The following is a 17481-nucleotide window of genomic DNA, read 5'->3' on the forward strand; positions in this document are numbered from 1 at the left end:
ACATGAAAAAAAACTGCTTAGTAGTCTAGATTTTTTTTTCTTAAGCTATCACAGCATTTTTCGCTCTCTACTGTTTCTTCTATTTCAACATCCGCACCGATCTCTTCTAAAACCGCCTTCAAGGCGCTGATAATTGACGCTTCTCTGATTAATTCTTTTCCGTTCACAATGATGCTTGTTCCGTACTCATAGCAAGAATCATCTTCACAAATTTCTTCCCAATGATTCACGATCACTTTATGCTTCATGTTTTCACCCTCTGTTTGATCTGTGTCTGTATTTAGTTTAGCGGGTAGTATCCGCTTTGTAAATTCGGATGCTTGTGAATTTTATTCAAGCTCATCATCATCCGAATATTCTTTTTTCAGCTTTACCTCATTGCGGGACTCATTATACTCATAAATTTTGATATAGCCGTCCTCCACAACGCCAAAATGATTATGTTCAAGAGGAAACGAGGTTGGCTGAGGCGTTTCATAGCCTGAATTGCCGCTGTCTGTTTCAATGATGGTGTCTTGATTCCCGCACGCCCCGAACAGCAAAAATACAGCTATCCACACAAGCGCTATCCTGATCCGTCTCAGTTCTGTCTCACTTTCAAACAAGGTCGCGTCACTCCCAGATTCTTTTTTATACATAATATACCATTTCAATTCACATATGTTGATCTCATAAAAAAAGACCGTGCCTTGGCATGGTCAGCTTACAAAAAAGCTTGGAACGAAAGTGGATCAATTTTAAAAAATGGCTGCCGGAATTCCCCCGACAGCCTCCCCATGCCTTAACATGGTGTTTTTTGATCTATTCGAGTTCAAGCTGGACGTTTTTTTGCGGCGCAAACGTTGAGATCGCATGTTTATATATAAGCTGCTGTTTCCCTTCCGATTCCAGCAATACGGTAAAGTTATCAAAGCCTTTCACCTGGCCCCGCAACTGAAAGCCATTCAGCAAAAAAACAGTGACATACGTATTTTCTTTCCGGATTTGATTCAAAAACTGATCCTGAATATTAATCGGTTTCATGTTTCGTCCTCCTTGATTCTCTATATCATACAGTTTCGATTAAAGTTCGAGTTTTCCTGCTATATGTGTGAAAATTTCCTTTTTTTTCAGTTCCATATCAACGGGTGGTGTCATATCGAACCAGGTCACCTGCATTTTGTTGCGAAACCATGTCAGCTGGCGTTTCGCATATCGCCTTGAGTTCTGCTTCAGTTGATCGACGGCATCAGAAAGCGTCACAAAACCGTCAAAATGTGCAAATAGCTCCTTATAGCCTATCGCTTGAATCGATTGACAGTCCCTCACATTCCTGTCGTAGAGGCGTTTCACTTCCGAAAGAAGACCTGCCTCCATCATCATATCAACACGCTGATTAATTCTTGCGTAAAGCGTGTCTCTATCCATTGTCAGCCCGATTAACACTGCATTGTACAGGAGTTCTCTTTTTTGCTCCTTCAAATGCTGAGACATCGTTTTTCCAGACGTATGTAAAATTTCCAGCGCGCGAATGACTCTTCTCGTATTATTCGGATGAATCGCAGCTGCTGCCTCTGGATCTGCCGCAGCGAGTTTGGCATGAAGAAAGTCAGCACCTTCCCGCTCAGCAGCCATTTGCAGGCTCTGCCGAAACGCAGGGTCGTTCGCCTCTTCCGTAAATGTATAATCGTAAAGCACAGATTGTATGTAAAGCCCTGTACCGCCGACAATCATCGGAAGCTTTCCTCTTTTGGCAATCTCGCTGATTTTGTTTCTCACTAAGCTTTGATAATCTGCAGTGGAGAAGGAATCTTGGGGATCTAAAATGTCAATCAGATGATGGGGCACCCCCTCCATCTCCTGTTCGGTGATTTTAGCTGTTCCAATATCCATCCCTTTATAAACCTGCATCGAATCTCCGCTGATAATTTCCGCGTTCAAGGATTTAGCCAGCTGAATACTTAAATTTGTTTTCCCCACTGCCGTCGGTCCTACTAAAATGACAACGGGCTGCTTCGTATTATTCAATATGTATCACTCTCTTTTATAAATCTCCCCCCCATTATAGCATTCATCATGTACAACCACCTATCCATTTTGCCCTTTTTTTGCATCGGTAAACATCCTTCTACCAACCGAGCGGCTCATTGCCGACGATTTCTCTCGTCTTTCCTTGCAGGGCATGCCGATGCGCTTTTCTTCCGTCATCATTCGGGTCATACACAACGCCTCCGTACCGGATCTCAATCGGCTCATTATAGGCCAGATACGTCGTTTCTTCGATTTCGTGATAATGGGTGCCGTCTGTTCGGGGAATCGCAGGACCCGTTATACCGTAATACCGGTGAAAGTGTCCGTTTTCAAAAGACGTAATCCCTGAAAAGTAGTGTGTATGCTGATCTGTGTTCGATCCGTTTGCCGGCTGAGTAAACCCTTCAATGAGATGATAATGTCCCTGTCCTCTGGTCGTCTTGGCAAGATAAGCATGTACGTGAGGCGGCGCTTTTGACCAGTCAGATGGATACAGGCCCAATGTGTTCACACCCCTTCTTTTTCATCAAACGCCCAATCAAATCCGGGTAGGCTGAATACACTGCATCATCTACACTTTATGACAGGAGGAAAGAAAACATGAATGAGGTAGATCATTATTTCACTGCTGCAGATACAAGGATCATTGGAAGGCCTTACGGATTCGGAAGACCATTTGGGTTTGGAAGACCCGGGTTTGGCTATGGATTTGGTTTTGGCCGGCCATTTGGGTTTTTTGGAGGGCCATTTATCGGCGGCCTTGCAGGCGGGCTTATAGGAAGCGCTTTATTTAATCCCTATTTGTATGGCGGATATCCCTACTATCCTCCATATCCTTATTACTATTAATCACAACAGACCTCTTAAAAAGGGGTCTTTTTTATGGGACCGGAAATGAATCTCTTGACTCGTTGTTAGGCATACACTAATATTTTTCTAGCTGACGATTTTATGTTCTCAAAACACATTTGAAGTGAGGAGAATTTACGATGTTAATAGGATACATATTCCTCACGATTGCCATATGCTCGGAATCAATTGGAGCGGCCATGCTGAAAGTGTCTGACGGCTTCAAAAAGTGGAAGCCCAGCGCCTTGGTCGTGATTGGCTATAGCATCGCCCTTTACATGCTGTCACTCACCTTAAATCATATCCCCCTCAGCCTCTCGTATGCAACTTGGAGCGGTGTGGGCACGGTGCTGACGGCATTGATCGGAGTGAAATGGTTCCAGGAAGAACTGAACGTGAAAGGACTTATCGGAATCCTTTTATTAATTTCAGGAGTTGTGTTGCTTAACTGGCAGTAAGGGAGTGTTGATGATGATGAAAGGATTTCTTTATTTGGCTCTTGCCATTGTATCTGAGGTTTTCGGGAGTACGATGCTGAAGCTTTCAGAAGGATTTACACAAGCCTGGCCCATTATCGGAGTCATTGCCGGATTTCTTTCTGCTTTTGCCTTTCTAAGCTTTTCTTTAAAAACATTAGACTTATCAAGCGCGTATGCGACATGGTCGGGTGTTGGAACGGCGCTTACAGCCATTGTCGGATTTTTGCTTTTTGGCGAAACCATCAGTTTAAAGGGAGCGTTCGGGCTCACGCTTGTCATTGCAGGCGTCGTCATTTTAAATCAATCAAAAGCCCCTGCTGAAGAAAAAAAACAGACGGTCTGTGAGTGACCGTCTGTTTCTTATTCACCACTCCGTTTTACAGAGGCCTCCAGCTGCACCTCGACATTTCCTTGAATGGCGCGTGAAATCATGCAAGACGACTCCGCCTTTTCACAAAGCTTGTGCGCCAATGCGACATCCTCTTGTGAAGCATCCTGTTTGAGCACGACGGAGGGGCGGTGAATGATCTTTTTGTATGTAAAGACTCCTTTTGTGACGTCGACAATACCTTCTGCCTCCATCTGCAGGTCTTCTTTTTCCAGCCCGCTTCTTTCCATCATCGCAGCAAGTGTAATAATGTAACAGGTTGCTGCCGCCCCGAGAAGCATTTCATCCGGGTTGGTCCCCTCTCCCGGTCCATCCATTTCTTTAGGAATGGAAATAGATGTGATGAGGTTTCCGCTTTCGATCGTACCAACGTCGTTGCGTTTACCCGGCCAGTTCGCTTTTAAATAAAAATGATGATCTGCCATCGTCTGTTTTGCCTCCTTTAATAATCCTATTTCAGTCTACTGATCTTCTCTTATTTTGTCTTCTTGTCTGCTTGTTATGAATACTCTTGTTCAAGGACACTGTTGATTGCACGGACATAATCATAAAATTCACTGTTCTTTGTGTATTTCCTATTTTTATAATAAAAATCATCGAAAAATGCTTCTCTCTGCTCGCGGCTGATTTCCAGCTGGATACTCAGCCCCGTTTCCCCTTTGTTGTTAATGTTTTCGGCATTCAATCCAGCAAGGCCGCTTTTAGATGACGCTAACTCAGCTGAAAACCCTCTTCTCTCAAGGGCCCTTACGATCATTTTCGCACGCTTTCGGTCTGTGCCTCCAACAAGTGTATTCTTGCTCTCCCCTTTATATCCGTGAAAAGCCACAACATATTGATGCTCCTTGATTTTCTTTCCAGCCAATGGCTCATCAAAGTTGGTGCTTGTAATATGCAGTGTTTGGTTATCGTGTGACTTTAAACCTTCAAACAGGTATGTAGAGTATTCATTATTGAAATACCGCACAAGCTCGCTTACTCCGCCTTCAATTCTTCCGCCATGCGGAGACATAATTAAGACTTTGCTTCCTTTTTTTTCATTATAAGAAATATCATAATCGGCTGAGCTCTCATTTTCTGCCAAGCTGCTGAAATTTGAATATGTATCTGGCTGATTAGATGGTTCAGGTTCTAATGAGTAATGAACATATCTCAGAAATAAGACAATGGCTAAGACTAATATGACATTTAGTAAAAATCTTCTCATGTTTAACTCCTTTCATAAGAATGGCGCGGTTCATTATATGAGGTTTAGCCAATAGGTTTTATCTTACCATTGTATACACTATATCAGCAGTGAAAAAGTTCCCGGTTTCAAAAAATCAATTGATTGTCACGGTTCATAGCGGTTCGTTTCAAATATGAGTGAAAAAAGATTGAGAGGAAAGACAAAAAAGGTAGGAACAACCTCACTTGGCAAATACATGTATAGAGGTGTAAGGAGGTTTTTTTAGCAGCTGCCCGGCATGCTGAGACGGACAGCCTGTTATCGGCCTGAAAAATGGAAGTTTTGCTTATTTGTTCTCACAAAGTCACAAGAGAGAATAGAGTCTAACAAAAACGTTCTGATCTGTTGTTTCGAAAAACAAAAAGCTTTGATTTGCGTTTTGCTTTTCTGCCTTACAATAATTGTTCTTTTACTAATCGTTCCGTCTTTCTTCATATATATAATGCTGATTGGCATTTGGCTTTCCAAAGACCGAAGTAAGAAGAAATTCATACGTTGCTCTCTCCTTGCCAGTTTGATGACAACATTATAATACGAACAAATGTTCTTTTTCAATCCCCAATGATTTCCTCCTCTCCTGAATCTTTCGTATTTGATTCAAAAGATTCATTAAAACCAACTCTTGTCCGCTTACTATGAAGGACAAACAAACTTACCAAACCTATCATCCGTTCATAGAGTATACAGAATACCTTATAATAGGAGGAAAATACATGTTTGGGTACTCTATGGTACAAATGGTGAGAGCAAATGCTCATAAGCTAGATTGGCCGTTACGGGAAAGCGTCTTGCAGCTTTACAAGCCCTTCAAATGGACTCCTTGCTTCTTGCATCAGTTTTTCGAAACCAAATTGAAAAACCGAAAAAAATTGTCGGTCATTATTGAATTTGAGGAAGGCTGTCACGAGACCGGCTTTCAAATGGCTGGAGAGGTGCTGCAAAAAGAAAAACGCAGCAAGCTAAAAAGACGCTTCAACACAATCAATTGCTGCAGCGCGGAGGTGACCCCACAAGCGCTAGATTTACTTCTTTCTGAATGCAGCGATATCCGCAAAGTGTATTTAAACCGTGAAGTCAAAGCGCTTCTAGACACGGCAACCGAAGCAAGCCACGCGAAGGAAGTCGTCAGAAACGGGCAAACCCTGACTGGAAAAGGCGTTACCGTCGCTGTTGTCGATACAGGAATCTACCCGCATCCTGATTTAGAAGGCAGGATTATCGGATTCGCCGACATGGTCAATCAAAAAACTGAGCCGTATGATGATAATGGCCATGGCACACACTGTGCAGGTGATGTCGCCAGCAGCGGCGCATCCTCTTCCGGCCAATACCGCGGACCAGCGCCGGAAGCTAATCTAATCGGCGTGAAGGTACTGAATAAGCAAGGTTCAGGAACATTAGCGGATATTATTGAAGGTGTGGAGTGGTGTATTCAATACAATGAGGACAACCCGAACGAACCGATTGATATTATCAGTATGTCGCTCGGGGGCGATGCGCTTAGATATGATAATGAACAGCAAGACCCGTTAGTCAGAGCGGTTGACGAAGCGTGGAACGCTGGGATTGTCGTCTGTGTCACTGCCGGAAACTCTGGGCCTGATCCACAAACCATTGCAAGCCCGGGCGTGAGCGAAAAGGTGATGACAGTAGGTGCCCTTGACGATAACGATACCGCAAGCAGCGATGATGATACGGTCGCTTCCTTCTCAAGCCGCGGGCCGACAGTATACGGGAAAGTAAAGCCCGATATTTTAGCGCCGGGTGTTGATATCATTTCCCTTCGCTCTCCGAATTCTTATATCGATAAGCTTCAAAAGTCAAGCCGTGTAGGATCTCAGTACTTTACAATGTCAGGAACATCGATGGCAACACCAATATGTGCAGGAATCGCAGCTTTAATCCTTCAGCAAAACCCGGATCTTACACCTGATAAAGTGAAAGAGCTTTTGAAAAACGGCACGGACAAATGGAAAGATGAAGATCCGAATGTTTACGGCGCGGGCGCTGTCAACGCAGAAAATTCCGTTCCCGGCCAATAGACAGCTTCATAGAGCCGGCAAATCTCTCAGTAGACTTGCCGGCTTTATATTTTGAACTTTCATAATAATGGGATAAAGTATAGAAAATAAATGAAGGGAGTGAAAGAAATGCCATATTATATCTGCGAGACATGCGGTGTACAACATGCGCAAACAGTAAATCCGCCAGACTCATGTCTGATTTGCGATGACGAACGGCAGTATATTCATCCGGATGGACAAGCTTGGACAACCCTTGCAGGCATGCGTGAAAAAGGAAACCTTCAAAACATCCTCAAAAAAGAAGAAGAACATCTTTACAGCATCAAAACTGAACCAGAGTTTGCGATCGGACAAACAGCATATTTGATCCAGCATAAGGGCTACAACGTGCTATGGGATTGTATTTCATATCTTGATCAAAAGACAATTGAGCAAATCAACGAATTAGGCGGTATTCAAGCCATCGCTCTGTCTCATCCTCATTATTACTCTGCTCAGGTGGAGTGGGCTGAAGCGTTTCAGGCCCCGATCTACATTCATGAGGATGACAAAGAATGGGTGGCAAGGCCAAGCAATCACATTCAGTTCTGGTCAGGGGAAACGCTCAACATGAAGCCGGGACTGGACCTTTACCGCTTGGGCGGACACTTTAAAGGCGGTGCTGTTCTCCATTGGCGCAATGGCAATGAAGGGAAAGGCTGTCTATTGACCGGGGATATCATTGCGGTTGCGGCCGATCGGAACTGGGTCAGCTTTATGTACAGCTATCCAAATCTCATTCCCCTCCCCGCCTCCAAAGTTGAAGAAATAGCAGCCAAAGTGAAACCGCTTCAATTTAACAGGATTTATAATGCTTTTTCAAAAGTTGTCAAAGAAAATGCCGACGAAGCGGTTCAGCGTTCTGCTGTACGTTATATCAAGGCACTGAACAACAAGTTGTTTCATACATAAAGGGTGAGGCGGCTCTTTTCCGTGTAAAAGTTGCAGCAATTGGGAATAGTATCGTGTAGATCAAAAGGAGGAATATTGATGGCACACATGAATACACAGCTTTCTCAATGGCTGGAATCAAAAGTCGGCCAAACAATTGATATTAGAAAAGGTGAATTGACCCATGATGAAGAGATTTCTGACTTGGATCAGATTGTTCTCCACCTTGAAAAAGTGGGGATACGCAGCACCAATCATCCTGATGACTATGTTGCAAATGAAGAACTCGTTTTAGAAGGCGAAGGAACAACATTCACAGAAGAAGGCAACATACCGCTTCCGCAAAACGCCTATGAGATTCCTTTATTAGGTGATATTCATATTCATCAAGAAAACGAAGGATTGAAGGTCGTAACAGATCGTGCAGTCTATACATTTGATGTCCAGCACAGCTGACGGTCACTTTCATCAAAATCATACAGCTTAGCGCCTTTGAGCTTTCATTCAAAGGTGCTGCTTTACATGGAGCCACTTTTTCATTTTTTCGTTCTTCACCCTATTGAATGACGCCTAAAATAGATATATAGTTTTAGAGACAGGATTAAGTTTCAAATAATTCTGTATTTCACAAGCTGTTTCTGCAAAAACATCTATTTACCCTATTAGGCGAGGAGAATGCAAAATGGAAAAATTGATGTTTCATCCGCACGGAAAAGAATTTCATCACAATCCTTTTTCAGTTTTGGGCCGATTTAGAGAGGAAGATCCCCTTCACCGATTTGAATTAAAACGGTTCGGAGGTACATATCCGGCTTGGTTAATTACCCGATACGATGATTGTATGGCCTTTTTAAAAGACAATCGGATTACAAGAGACGTTAAAAACGTGATGAGCCAAGAACAAATCAAAATGCTCAACGTCAGCGAGGATATCGATTTCGTATCCGATCATATGCTGGCAAAAGACACACCTGATCACACCCGCTTGAGATCACTTGTTCATCAAGCATTTACTCCCCGAACGATTGAAAATCTGCGCGGCAGCATCGAACACATTTCTGAACAGCTTTTAGATGAAATGGAAAAAGAAAAGAAAGCGGATATCATAAAATCCTTCGCATCCCCTTTGCCTTTTATTGTTATATCTGAATTGATGGGAATTCCTAAAAAGGATCGGGCACAGTTTCAAATCTGGACCAATGCGATGGTTGATACCTCTGAAAGTAACAGAGAGCTGACTAATCAAGCCCTTCATGAATTTAAAGACTATATCGCCAAGCTGATCCACGAAAGAAGAATACAGCCAAAAGACGATTTAATCAGCAAACTTGTGCATGCTGAAGAAAACGGCAGCAAGTTAAGCGAAAAAGAGCTTTATTCGATGCTGTTTTTACTGGTTGTAGCGGGTCTTGAAACAACTGTTAACTTGCTAGGATCGGGCACTCTCGCATTGCTTCAGCACAAGGAGGAATGTGAGAAGCTCAAGCAGCATCCTGAAATGATCGCTACAGCTGTTGAAGAATTGCTGCGATACACCTCGCCTGTTGTGATGATGGCAAATCGGTGGGCCATCGAGGACTTTACATACAAGGGGTTTTCGATCAAAAGAGGAGACATGATCTTTATAGGCATCGGATCTGCCAATCGCGATCCAAGCTTTTTTGAGAACCCGGAAATACTAAATATAAATCGGTCGCCTAACAGACATATTTCTTTCGGCTTTGGCATTCATTTCTGTTTAGGAGCGCCGCTAGCCAGACTGGAAGGCCACATTGCATTTAACGCGCTTCTGAAGAGATTCCCGGATATTGAACTCGCGGCAGCGCCTGATGACATCCAATGGAGAAAAAATGTCTTTTTAAGAGGGTTAGAAAGTCTCCCTGTGTTACTTTCAAAATAACATATTCAAAACGCCCCCTTCAAAAGGGGGCGTTTGTGTTTCTCAGCGCTTCACCAATTCATCTTCTTTCGCTTCATGTTTTTTCCGGAAAGCCTTAAGGAAATTCGCGTTAACAACTCCCCTGTTTGAATAGAGTTTTTCGCAAAATTCTAACATGGCTTTGGAGGCTTTAGGTTCTGTTAATATCATGAAGTGGTTGTTTGATTCGACATCCACCAGATGGAAATGTGGCATTTGCCGCTCCCATTCCTCCCAGTAGGCAGATTGATCAAACGGTGCTTTTTCATTTGAGAAAGTGAAATAAATGTCTAAATCTCCAAAGAAAGACCTGCTTTTATTGCGGAAGTAATAACATTTTACCGCCTCAGGATCAGGCAGAGGCTGAACAGTGTACGATTCAACATCATAGGCACGCTGGGTTTTCATCATTTGCTGAGTCTGCGCGCGTATTTGCTTCTCCACTTTGTTCAATCCCCGTTTTCTTGCCAAATCAATCAGCTCAGACAGGAATTCTTCATCCTCTGAGTTTGTGTCTACCTCTTCACGGCTGATGAGAACGTCAGTAAGCTTATCCGGCTTCGCAATCGATGCCAGCATCGTATTGATCGTTTGCAGCATTGATGTTTTCATAGAAGCTTCATTCTCTTTCATCTCAGAACTGTATGGAGAGTCAATCATCACCATGCTTTTGACAGCAAGACCTTGGCTTTGCAGCTGGCGTGTGACTTCATATGCAATCATTCCGCCTAAGGAATATCCGCCTACATCATAAGGGCCTTCCGGCTGAATGGCTCGGATGATCTCTATATAATAGGAAGCCATTTGTTCAATTCCGTGCAAAGGAGCATGTTGAGTCATAAATCCCCTTGCTTGAATACCGTAAAAAGGGCGCTGGCTTTTTTCTGCAAATGACTGATAGATTTCAACGCCACCTACCCCGCCATGAAACCAAAATACAGGGCGCCCCCGCTTGCCGTCATTTAACGGTATCAATTCCGGGAACGTACGAGTGTGCTCGTTTCGTAAGGAGGCATCCGCCTGTTTCTTTGCGATCAAGTCCGTCATATCCTGCACAGTTTGGCATGCTTGCAGCTCCGCCAAGGTGATGAAAGGATCAACCTTTGCTTGCAGTTGCTGCAATAACTGTATGCAAGAAATCGAATCAAACCCGTAATGCTGCAATGGCTTATGAGGATGCAGTTCTTCTGGATCCATCCCTAATACATCAGCTAACATGTGATGATCGCTACTGTTGATATGCATCTCATGTGAAACAGAAGGCGTATTCTCTAATGCTTGAAAGCCATTCCAGCAGCTTCTCTTTTCAAATGGATAGGTTGGCAACGGTATTCTGCTGGCGCCTTTTCCTTGATAAAACTGCTCCCACGGGATTCGCACCCCTTTTGTCCAGCAAAATGCGATCTTTTCAAGGTTATTCTCAGACAACAGAGTTCCTATCACCATTTCTCTTAATGGACCATCAAGCAAGGTTTCGATATCTGACGAGCCCTCTTCTGCATTCCCGCAAAAAACAGGCACAGAACTTTTTGGCTTTTCGCCTTTTTCCGCAGCTGTTATGCAGTCTTGCAAGCAAATAACCAGTTCTTCTTTACTTCGGACGACCAGCGCCAGGCGGTCCTCCATCTCCTCTCGTCCGGTTTGAAGTGTATAAGCATAATGTGGCAACGACAGTTCTTGTTGTTCGTTCACATAATCAAGCTGCTGTTGAATAACTGCTTTTAGCCTGTCTTGATTTTTTGCTGAAAGAACCACAATATGAGCTTCATTCTCGTTCATATTAACCGGTGCTTTTGATGAAGGAATATATTCTTCTAAAATGACGTGCGCATTTACGCCTCCAAAGCTATAGCTGTTGATACCCGCTCTGCGCGGGATGATTCTGCCTGAGTCGTCCTTTACATCCTCCCATTGCTGGTTCTCCGGAATCATTCGGAAACGGGTGCCCTTTATTGACACCTGATCATTCAATGAAGAAAATCCGGAAATGCCTGGTATTGTTTGATGCTTCATCGCCATGCTGACCTTCATGAGAGCAGCCATACCGGAGACCAGTTCACCGTGTCCAATGCTCGGCTTTAAGCTGCTGATATAACACGGCGCTTCCTCCTGTACTTCCTGTGGAAGTTCAGACTCTAGCTGACTTAAGCCTGAAGTTAACGCACCTATTTCTATCGCGTCTGCCAATGGAGAGGCGATCCCATGCGCTTCGATATAGGCCACCGTTTTGGGATCAATTTGCGCTCCTTCATAAGCCTTCAGCATTGCATCCTTCATACCGGCCGGATTTGGTGCGTGCAGTGACATTCCCCGGCCGCCATGCGATACACCTGTACCTTTAATGACCGAATAAATATGATCGGAATCTTCAATGGCTTTTGGCAAAGGTTTAATGATGAGAACCCCTGCGCCTTCACTTCTGACAAAGCCATTCGCATCTGCTTGAAAGGATTTGGCCTGTCCATCCGCACTCAAATATCCCATTGAGTCGAAGCCAATGAATCCTTTTGGTGAAAGCAGCAAATTCACAGCCCCGACAATGGCTTGTTCACATTCGCCGTTTCGGATGGATTGTATAGCTCTGTGCAAAGCCACAAGAGCGGAGGAACAGGCAGCTTCGTAATATTCGCTTGGCCCTTTTACATTCAGCGCATAGGATATACGGTTTGGAATTAAGGAAGGAATCACAGCTGCATCCGTATTGCCAGCTGCGACGAATACGCCTGTCGGACGGCTTGATAAGGCCTGTCCTGTTAAGCCTGCGTCTTCCATCGCCTTCCATGCATGTGTCAAGAGCAGAAATTCCTGCGGATCCATATGTGCCGCTTCTTTAGGTGATATGCCAAAAAACAGCGGGTCAAACTCACCTATTCCTTCTATAAATCCGCCCCATTGAAGGCTTGATGATCCTTCTTTATCAACTGAGGCAAATTCACGCCAGTCCCAGCGTTCTTTCGGCACTTCAGAGACACAGTTTTTTCCGTGAATGATGTTGTCCCAAAATTCCGTTACGCTGTTTGCTTTCGGAAACTGTCCGGACATGCCGATAATGGCTATGCCGTCGGCTGCATGTTCGATTGCTTTATCCGTTTTCATCTCATCAGCCGGCATCTGTTTCATTTGGTTTTCGATTTGGGCTGATCGTTCCTGCTGCTGATCAACTCCACCAAACAGCTGAACAAAAGATGTTTCATGGTTGTCCGCAAAAAATTCAATAAGCTCTTGAACAGTCGGATATTCAAAAAACAACGTCGGGTTTAATTCGATTTTTGTTTCTGATTCGATCTCCCTTGTCAGCCCAACCAATTGAGAGGAATCAATACCCAATTCCATAATATGAGCTTTTGAGAGAGCCAGTTTTGACGGATCGGCCATGTGTACTGCCAGTTTATTTGTTACATAGCTTTTGATACGGTCTTTTAGACCGCGGACTTTGATGTTCTGATTTTCATTCCTTATTTGATTTGTAACTCGCAGTTGTTTTAACGAGTAACCCGAATAGCGCAGCACCGTTTCTGACGATTCATTGATCACATCTACATCGAACAGCAGCATGTCACCTGTATTCTTAACCAATGTAATCAGAAGCCAGCAATCCTCTTGTATCGTATGTTTAGTAAATTGGATATCATTGATTCCAAAGGGCAGGAAACTGCCTTCAATGTCAAATTGCTCCAAGAAACTAAGGATAGCCAAGTAGGCGCTGTTTGTCATCAATGGGCTTACAGTGTAATGATGCCCGTTTGCCAGATCGCTTTGAGGCAGGCGAATTTTTGCCAGTACGGACTTATGATCTCTGTAAAGATGTGTAATCGTCTTAAATAACGATCCCCACTCAGGGCCATTTCCCGCTTTATACATCTGATCGATGTGATGAAGCTCGGTTAACGAATGCTTTAAGCTTTCGATATTGACTTTTTTTGTTTCAACCAAACTTTTTTGGCATTGCCCGATTGCGGCAGGCTTCCATGTATCAGAGGCCAGCTCACGGTACATGATTTGTAATTCTATGACTTGATTTTTTTGAAGCGGCTTTGCCTGCAGTTCAATGGTCTCGCCTTGTTTGATGACAATTGGATTGATATAGCTTAATTTGCTAATACGGCCGCTGTTTTCCTCAGGAAACATGTTAAAAAATGCGTCAATAGCCAGACTGCTGTATGTTGCGCCGACAAGCACCCGTTCATTGTTGAAGACGTGGCCTTGCACGTAAGGCTCATCATATGTGAATTGATCTTGTATGACCGGATGATTGTTATTGCTTTCGACAGCTGATGGTTTCCCCTGACCCGCCGGAACATCGAAATGAAATGATGTATGATGATCAAATGCATAGTGCGGCAGGCGAACCCAGCTGGATCGGTTCCCTTGAGCTGCTTCTTTAAAATCAACGGATGCCCCTGCTGCCCATTGCTCTGCTGCGCTTGTTTCTCGTTCCTTTTGGGCTGATCCCGCGCATGGCTGTAAATCGAATGATGTATAAATACCTTGCTTGCGTGAGCTTTCTTTTGATGTACGGAACATCTTCAGTTTTTCGATCAGTTCCTGAGTCGATGTTACTGTAAATGCAACCCTATGCTCTAAATCGTGGTTTATTCTTTGTAAAGCCTGTACAATTGGTTCAATATCCAGAGCAGCTTCCTTCTCTAAAAACAATTGCATGTTTTCAAGATAGCTGAGCAGGCTCCATTTTGTTTTTGCTGAAAAAACGGCTGTACACTTCGGCTGGCGGGAAGTAATCCGTCTCTCAGGAGCCATCTCTATAAATTCTTCTATAATGAGATTGGCATAGGCTCCCCCCGCTCCGAAGGAATTGATCATGCTTCTGCGAGGCAATTGCTTTCCTGTTTCAGGATCATTCAAGCGATGCCATGGCTCCGTTTGTTCTTGAAGATAAAAAGCCGTGTTTTCCAGTTTAATATTTGGATTGATAGGTGTTGCGTTGATTGTCGGCACCAGCGTTCCCTTCTTCATCTGCAGTAGCACTTTTGTCAGCTGAGAAATGCCGGAAGCTGCCTCCAAATGTCCCAGATTGGATTTGACAGAACCTATCGCGCAAAACTGTTTCTTATTCGTGTATTGTTCAAATGCGTTTGTTAATGCAATCATTTCAATAGGATCGCCCAGCGCTGAACCATTTGCAGCTGATTCAATATAGCTGATTGTCTCCGGATCAATGCCCGACTGCTCAATCGACCTGACGATTAATTTTGCTTGCTGCTTCGGATCTGGTGCTGTATACATCTGTCTTCCGCCGCTATGATTGGCAAAACTGCTTTTGATCACAGCGTAAATATGATCCTGATCTTCCATTGCCTTCGAAAGCGGTTTTAACAGGACTGCTCCGACACCTTCCCCGGGAATAAGTCCGGTTCCTGTGCCAAAACTTTTGCTTTGGTTTCCGCTTTCCAGCAGATTGGCCCGCTCCAAAGAATCATACTTTGAGAGATCGAGTGTTAAATTGACTCCTCCCGCAATTGCCATAGAGCTGCTGTTCAATTTCAGGCTTTCACAGGCAAGATGGATGGCGTTTAATGAACTGGAGCACGCTGAGCTGACAGCGATACTCGGTCCAGTCAGGTTGAAAAAGTGGGAAATGCGGTTTGCGATATGCCAGTCTCCCCCATTTGAACTGAGCACTGCCTGCTCTAATGATGGGATATTCCAAAAATACTGGTTATACATATTCCCAATAAAGACACCCACTCCGGCATCATCATCCCGCAGTTTATCCAGCCGGGTTCGGGTATAGCCGCCATCCTCAAATGTTTCCCAGACGGTTTCTAAACATAAGCGCAGTTCAGGCGTCATTTCCATCACCCGGCTTGGCTCCACCTCAAAAAGCTGATGGTCAAATGCTTCAATGTCTTGTAAAAATCCGCCATACCGCTTCTTATCTGCCATCTGGATTGAATCTTTTGATAATGTTTTCAATAAAGATGTGCGCCATCTGGATTCCGGCGCCTCTGTAATACAATTGTCTCCAGCGATTAAATGCGCCCAAAGCTCTTCTAAGCCAGCAGACATCGGATAGCGTCCGCTGATCCCGATTATTGCGATATCTTCTGTACCATGATCATTCGTCTGTGCCACTTGGAAATGGCTTGTCTTTTCTTTTTTTAACTCACTATTTGATGCTTGCTGAGTTTCTTTGATCTGCTGCTCTCCGGCAAAGCGGCGTGCGGTAAAAGCAAGCGGCTTACTAGCAGCTGCACGCTCCCTTTGAACAGGTGCTTCGTATTTTGCAGGCTGCTGTGTTTCTTTTAACAGCGCTGTCCGGAGCTTACTTTCGTACTCCTTTACTAAATAGTCGACGAGTTCTTTTGTGTTGTTATGTTCGAATAAAATGGTTTTTGGAAGATCCCCCGTCACTTTTTCTAATTCACGAATGAAATTGACCTGCAAAATCGAATCGATTCCATACTTCTCGAAAGTCGTATCTTCGTGAATACGCTCTGGTGATAGTTTGATCGATTTTGCCAGCGTATGTTTCACAAATTGAATCGTTTGTTCAATGAGAGAATCGTTATTCTGTGAATGAACTTTTTCCGCATCGATTTGTAAATGTGCTGTATCTTCTATCTCAGTTTTCTTTTTTTGACGAACGACTCCGTTACTTTCAGCAGCAATGATCTGCTGGCCGAGCTGATGTGATTGTTCAGCCATAAAGGAAACATGGCGATATCCCTCACTCTCAAGCACCATTTCCCAAGTGTCCGGATACAGACCCGGGCAGCCCGGTATACGGAGAGCAGGATCCTCATACAGCCACCAGCCCTCTAAAAGGCCGAACGTCAAATGCGAATATATATTATGATCACTTATTTCATTTAAGAGGAGCAGTCCGTTCTTTTTCAAAACTGCTTTTGCGTTTCGCAATGTCTGCCGGATATTTTTCGTGGCATGCAGCACATTCGCTGCGATGGCCACGTCATAGCTCCCCGCATCAATATGCTGTTCAGATGCAGGCTTCTCCACATTAAATCGTTTAAATGTCAAATACGGGTTATCCGGGCCGTACTTATTTTCTGCGTGCATTAAAAATGCTTTAGACAGATCTGTATAGCAGTATTCTTTTATATGTGTCTGCCAGGCTTTCAACTTTTGAAAAACAGCCGCGCTTGTACCGCCGGTTCCGGCTCCGATTTCTAATATACGAAACTTTGCCTCAGGCTCTTGCTTCAGACGTTCTTGCAGATAGGCCGTTAGTGTGTTCGCCAGCACATCATTAAAATAGTCTGCGACTTGGTTGTTTTTATAGACGCCTTCTACTAGATCCATTGATGAATTCGGAAACAGGATATCGGTGGCAGACACCTTGCCGGTCAGAATATCCGGCAAGGCTTTAAGTGCTGTCTCCACCAATGTCACCATGGCTTTCATATTATTGTCTTGAAGCAGGTCTGATTTTTGTTCATTCCATTCCTTCCACAGCTCACTCACGGTTCCTATTGAGCGCGTTGGAACATGTCCATTCGCCGTCCGCTTGAGAAATTGATGGCGTTCTAAAATCGAATGGCTTTCTTCTAACCATCTGCCATAGAAATTCTCCAATACTGGCTGGGATTTACTTTCTGTGAAAAAACCTATGGACTGCAATTGTGCGAAAAGCATTTTACAGAGAATGTCTTCTGTGTTCAGCATTGGCGCTCCCC

16 protein-coding genes are annotated in these 17481 nt (G+C 44.0%); 7 read left to right on the plus strand and 9 right to left on the minus strand.

Annotation, left to right across the window (positions count from 1 at the left end):
* Positions 1 to 17: 17 nt before the first annotated feature.
* The 5 genes from ACY3LV_RS07495 to ACY3LV_RS07515 all read right to left on the minus strand — a co-directional run bounded on the left by ACY3LV_RS07495 (position 18) and on the right by ACY3LV_RS07515 (position 2521).
* Positions 18 to 248 carry a hypothetical protein gene (locus ACY3LV_RS07495; protein WP_003238362.1) on the minus strand — a complete coding sequence of 77 codons (231 nt, stop codon included), beginning with the start codon at positions 246 to 248 and terminating at the stop codon, positions 18 to 20.
* Between the two features lie 81 nt (positions 249 to 329).
* The gene (locus ACY3LV_RS07500) at positions 330 to 605 is read right to left on the minus strand and encodes a YmzC family protein (protein WP_148961755.1); all 276 of its coding nucleotides are present in this window, start codon (positions 603 to 605) and stop codon (positions 330 to 332) included.
* Between the two features lie 196 nt (positions 606 to 801).
* Positions 802 to 1023 (minus strand): RNA chaperone Hfq, encoded by a 222-nt coding sequence (gene hfq / locus ACY3LV_RS07505; RefSeq protein ID WP_003221097.1) that lies wholly within the window; start codon positions 1021 to 1023, stop codon positions 802 to 804.
* Positions 1024 to 1062: 39 nt separating this feature from the next.
* A complete protein-coding gene (gene miaA / locus ACY3LV_RS07510) occupies positions 1063 to 2007 on the minus strand; it encodes a tRNA (adenosine(37)-N6)-dimethylallyltransferase MiaA (protein WP_333560389.1) in 945 nt (314 codons plus the stop codon).
* Between the two features lie 100 nt (positions 2008 to 2107).
* On the minus strand, positions 2108 to 2521 hold the full coding sequence (locus ACY3LV_RS07515; protein ID WP_464863595.1) for a YmaF family protein: 414 nt from the start codon (positions 2519 to 2521) through the stop codon (positions 2108 to 2110).
* An 89-nt stretch (positions 2522 to 2610) separates the two neighbouring features.
* Here ACY3LV_RS07515 and ACY3LV_RS07520 point away from each other — a divergent pair, with 89 nt between their 5' ends.
* The 3 genes from ACY3LV_RS07520 (at position 2611) to ebrB (ending at position 3687) form a co-directional block, all read left to right on the plus strand.
* On the plus strand, positions 2611 to 2859 hold the full coding sequence (locus tag ACY3LV_RS07520) for a hypothetical protein (RefSeq protein WP_087991477.1): 249 nt from the start codon (positions 2611 to 2613) through the stop codon (positions 2857 to 2859).
* A gap of 140 nt (positions 2860 to 2999) precedes the next feature.
* The gene (ebrA, locus tag ACY3LV_RS07525; RefSeq protein ID WP_464863596.1) at positions 3000 to 3317 is read left to right on the plus strand and encodes a multidrug efflux SMR transporter subunit EbrA; all 318 of its coding nucleotides are present in this window, start codon (positions 3000 to 3002) and stop codon (positions 3315 to 3317) included.
* 16 nt (positions 3318 to 3333) lie between these two features.
* Positions 3334 to 3687 (plus strand): multidrug efflux SMR transporter subunit EbrB, encoded by a 354-nt coding sequence (ebrB, locus tag ACY3LV_RS07530; RefSeq protein WP_464863633.1) that lies wholly within the window; start codon positions 3334 to 3336, stop codon positions 3685 to 3687.
* An 11-nt stretch (positions 3688 to 3698) separates the two neighbouring features.
* Here ebrB and ACY3LV_RS07535 read toward each other — a convergent pair whose 3' ends face one another.
* The 3 genes from ACY3LV_RS07535 to ACY3LV_RS07545 all read right to left on the minus strand — a co-directional run bounded on the left by ACY3LV_RS07535 (position 3699) and on the right by ACY3LV_RS07545 (position 5446).
* Positions 3699 to 4151, minus strand: coding sequence for an OsmC family protein (locus tag ACY3LV_RS07535; protein WP_333517496.1), 453 nt, complete (start codon positions 4149 to 4151; stop codon positions 3699 to 3701).
* A gap of 74 nt (positions 4152 to 4225) precedes the next feature.
* Positions 4226 to 4933 (minus strand): poly-gamma-glutamate hydrolase family protein, encoded by a 708-nt coding sequence (locus tag ACY3LV_RS07540; protein WP_464863597.1) that lies wholly within the window; start codon positions 4931 to 4933, stop codon positions 4226 to 4228.
* 279 nt (positions 4934 to 5212) lie between these two features.
* Complete coding sequence (locus ACY3LV_RS07545) at positions 5213 to 5446, minus strand: hypothetical protein (RefSeq protein WP_464863598.1); 234 nt, start codon at positions 5444 to 5446, stop codon at positions 5213 to 5215.
* A 221-nt stretch (positions 5447 to 5667) separates the two neighbouring features.
* On the opposite strand from ACY3LV_RS07545, the gene aprX reads away from it, so the two are divergent.
* The 4 genes from aprX (at position 5668) to ACY3LV_RS07565 (ending at position 9808) form a co-directional block, all read left to right on the plus strand.
* A complete protein-coding gene (aprX, locus tag ACY3LV_RS07550; RefSeq protein ID WP_464863599.1) occupies positions 5668 to 6996 on the plus strand; it encodes a serine protease AprX in 1329 nt (442 codons plus the stop codon).
* Between the two features lie 108 nt (positions 6997 to 7104).
* Positions 7105 to 7929, plus strand: coding sequence for an MBL fold metallo-hydrolase (locus ACY3LV_RS07555; protein ID WP_333560392.1), 825 nt, complete (start codon positions 7105 to 7107; stop codon positions 7927 to 7929).
* 78 nt (positions 7930 to 8007) lie between these two features.
* Positions 8008 to 8364: a hypothetical protein gene (locus ACY3LV_RS07560; RefSeq protein WP_148961761.1), complete on the plus strand. Its 357-nt coding sequence runs from the start codon at positions 8008 to 8010 to the stop codon at positions 8362 to 8364.
* 226 nt (positions 8365 to 8590) lie between these two features.
* On the plus strand, positions 8591 to 9808 hold the full coding sequence (locus ACY3LV_RS07565; RefSeq protein WP_464863600.1) for a cytochrome P450 family protein: 1218 nt from the start codon (positions 8591 to 8593) through the stop codon (positions 9806 to 9808).
* 42 nt (positions 9809 to 9850) lie between these two features.
* On the opposite strand, the gene ACY3LV_RS07570 is transcribed toward ACY3LV_RS07565, so the two are convergent.
* On the minus strand, positions 9851 to 17470 hold the full coding sequence (locus ACY3LV_RS07570; RefSeq protein ID WP_464863601.1) for a beta-ketoacyl synthase N-terminal-like domain-containing protein: 7620 nt from the start codon (positions 17468 to 17470) through the stop codon (positions 9851 to 9853).
* Positions 17471 to 17481 lie beyond the last annotated feature (11 nt).

This window comes from Bacillus sp. 11C, assembly GCF_055486375.1.

What these genes read in the sequence shown, in the direction of transcription:
- ACY3LV_RS07495 (WP_003238362.1), bottom strand. Translation starts at nt 248, where the DNA reads ATGAAGCATAAAGTGATCGTGAATCATTGGGAAGAAATTTGTGAAGAT.
- hfq (WP_003221097.1), bottom strand. Translation starts at nt 1,023, where the DNA reads ATGAAACCGATTAATATTCAGGATCAGTTTTTGAATCAAATCCGGAAA.
- ACY3LV_RS07520 (WP_087991477.1), top strand. Translation starts at nt 2,611, where the DNA reads ATGAATGAGGTAGATCATTATTTCACTGCTGCAGATACAAGGATCATT.
- ebrA (WP_464863596.1), top strand. Translation starts at nt 3,000, where the DNA reads ATGTTAATAGGATACATATTCCTCACGATTGCCATATGCTCGGAATCA.
- ebrB (WP_464863633.1), top strand. Translation starts at nt 3,334, where the DNA reads ATGAAAGGATTTCTTTATTTGGCTCTTGCCATTGTATCTGAGGTTTTC.
- ACY3LV_RS07535 (WP_333517496.1), bottom strand. Translation starts at nt 4,151, where the DNA reads ATGGCAGATCATCATTTTTATTTAAAAGCGAACTGGCCGGGTAAACGC.
- ACY3LV_RS07540 (WP_464863597.1), bottom strand. Translation starts at nt 4,933, where the DNA reads ATGAGAAGATTTTTACTAAATGTCATATTAGTCTTAGCCATTGTCTTA.
- ACY3LV_RS07545 (WP_464863598.1), bottom strand. Translation starts at nt 5,446, where the DNA reads ATGAATTTCTTCTTACTTCGGTCTTTGGAAAGCCAAATGCCAATCAGC.
- aprX (WP_464863599.1), top strand. Translation starts at nt 5,668, where the DNA reads ATGTTTGGGTACTCTATGGTACAAATGGTGAGAGCAAATGCTCATAAG.
- ACY3LV_RS07555 (WP_333560392.1), top strand. Translation starts at nt 7,105, where the DNA reads ATGCCATATTATATCTGCGAGACATGCGGTGTACAACATGCGCAAACA.
- ACY3LV_RS07560 (WP_148961761.1), top strand. Translation starts at nt 8,008, where the DNA reads ATGGCACACATGAATACACAGCTTTCTCAATGGCTGGAATCAAAAGTC.
- ACY3LV_RS07565 (WP_464863600.1), top strand. Translation starts at nt 8,591, where the DNA reads ATGGAAAAATTGATGTTTCATCCGCACGGAAAAGAATTTCATCACAAT.
- ACY3LV_RS07570 (WP_464863601.1), bottom strand. Translation starts at nt 17,470, where the DNA reads ATGCTGAACACAGAAGACATTCTCTGTAAAATGCTTTTCGCACAATTG.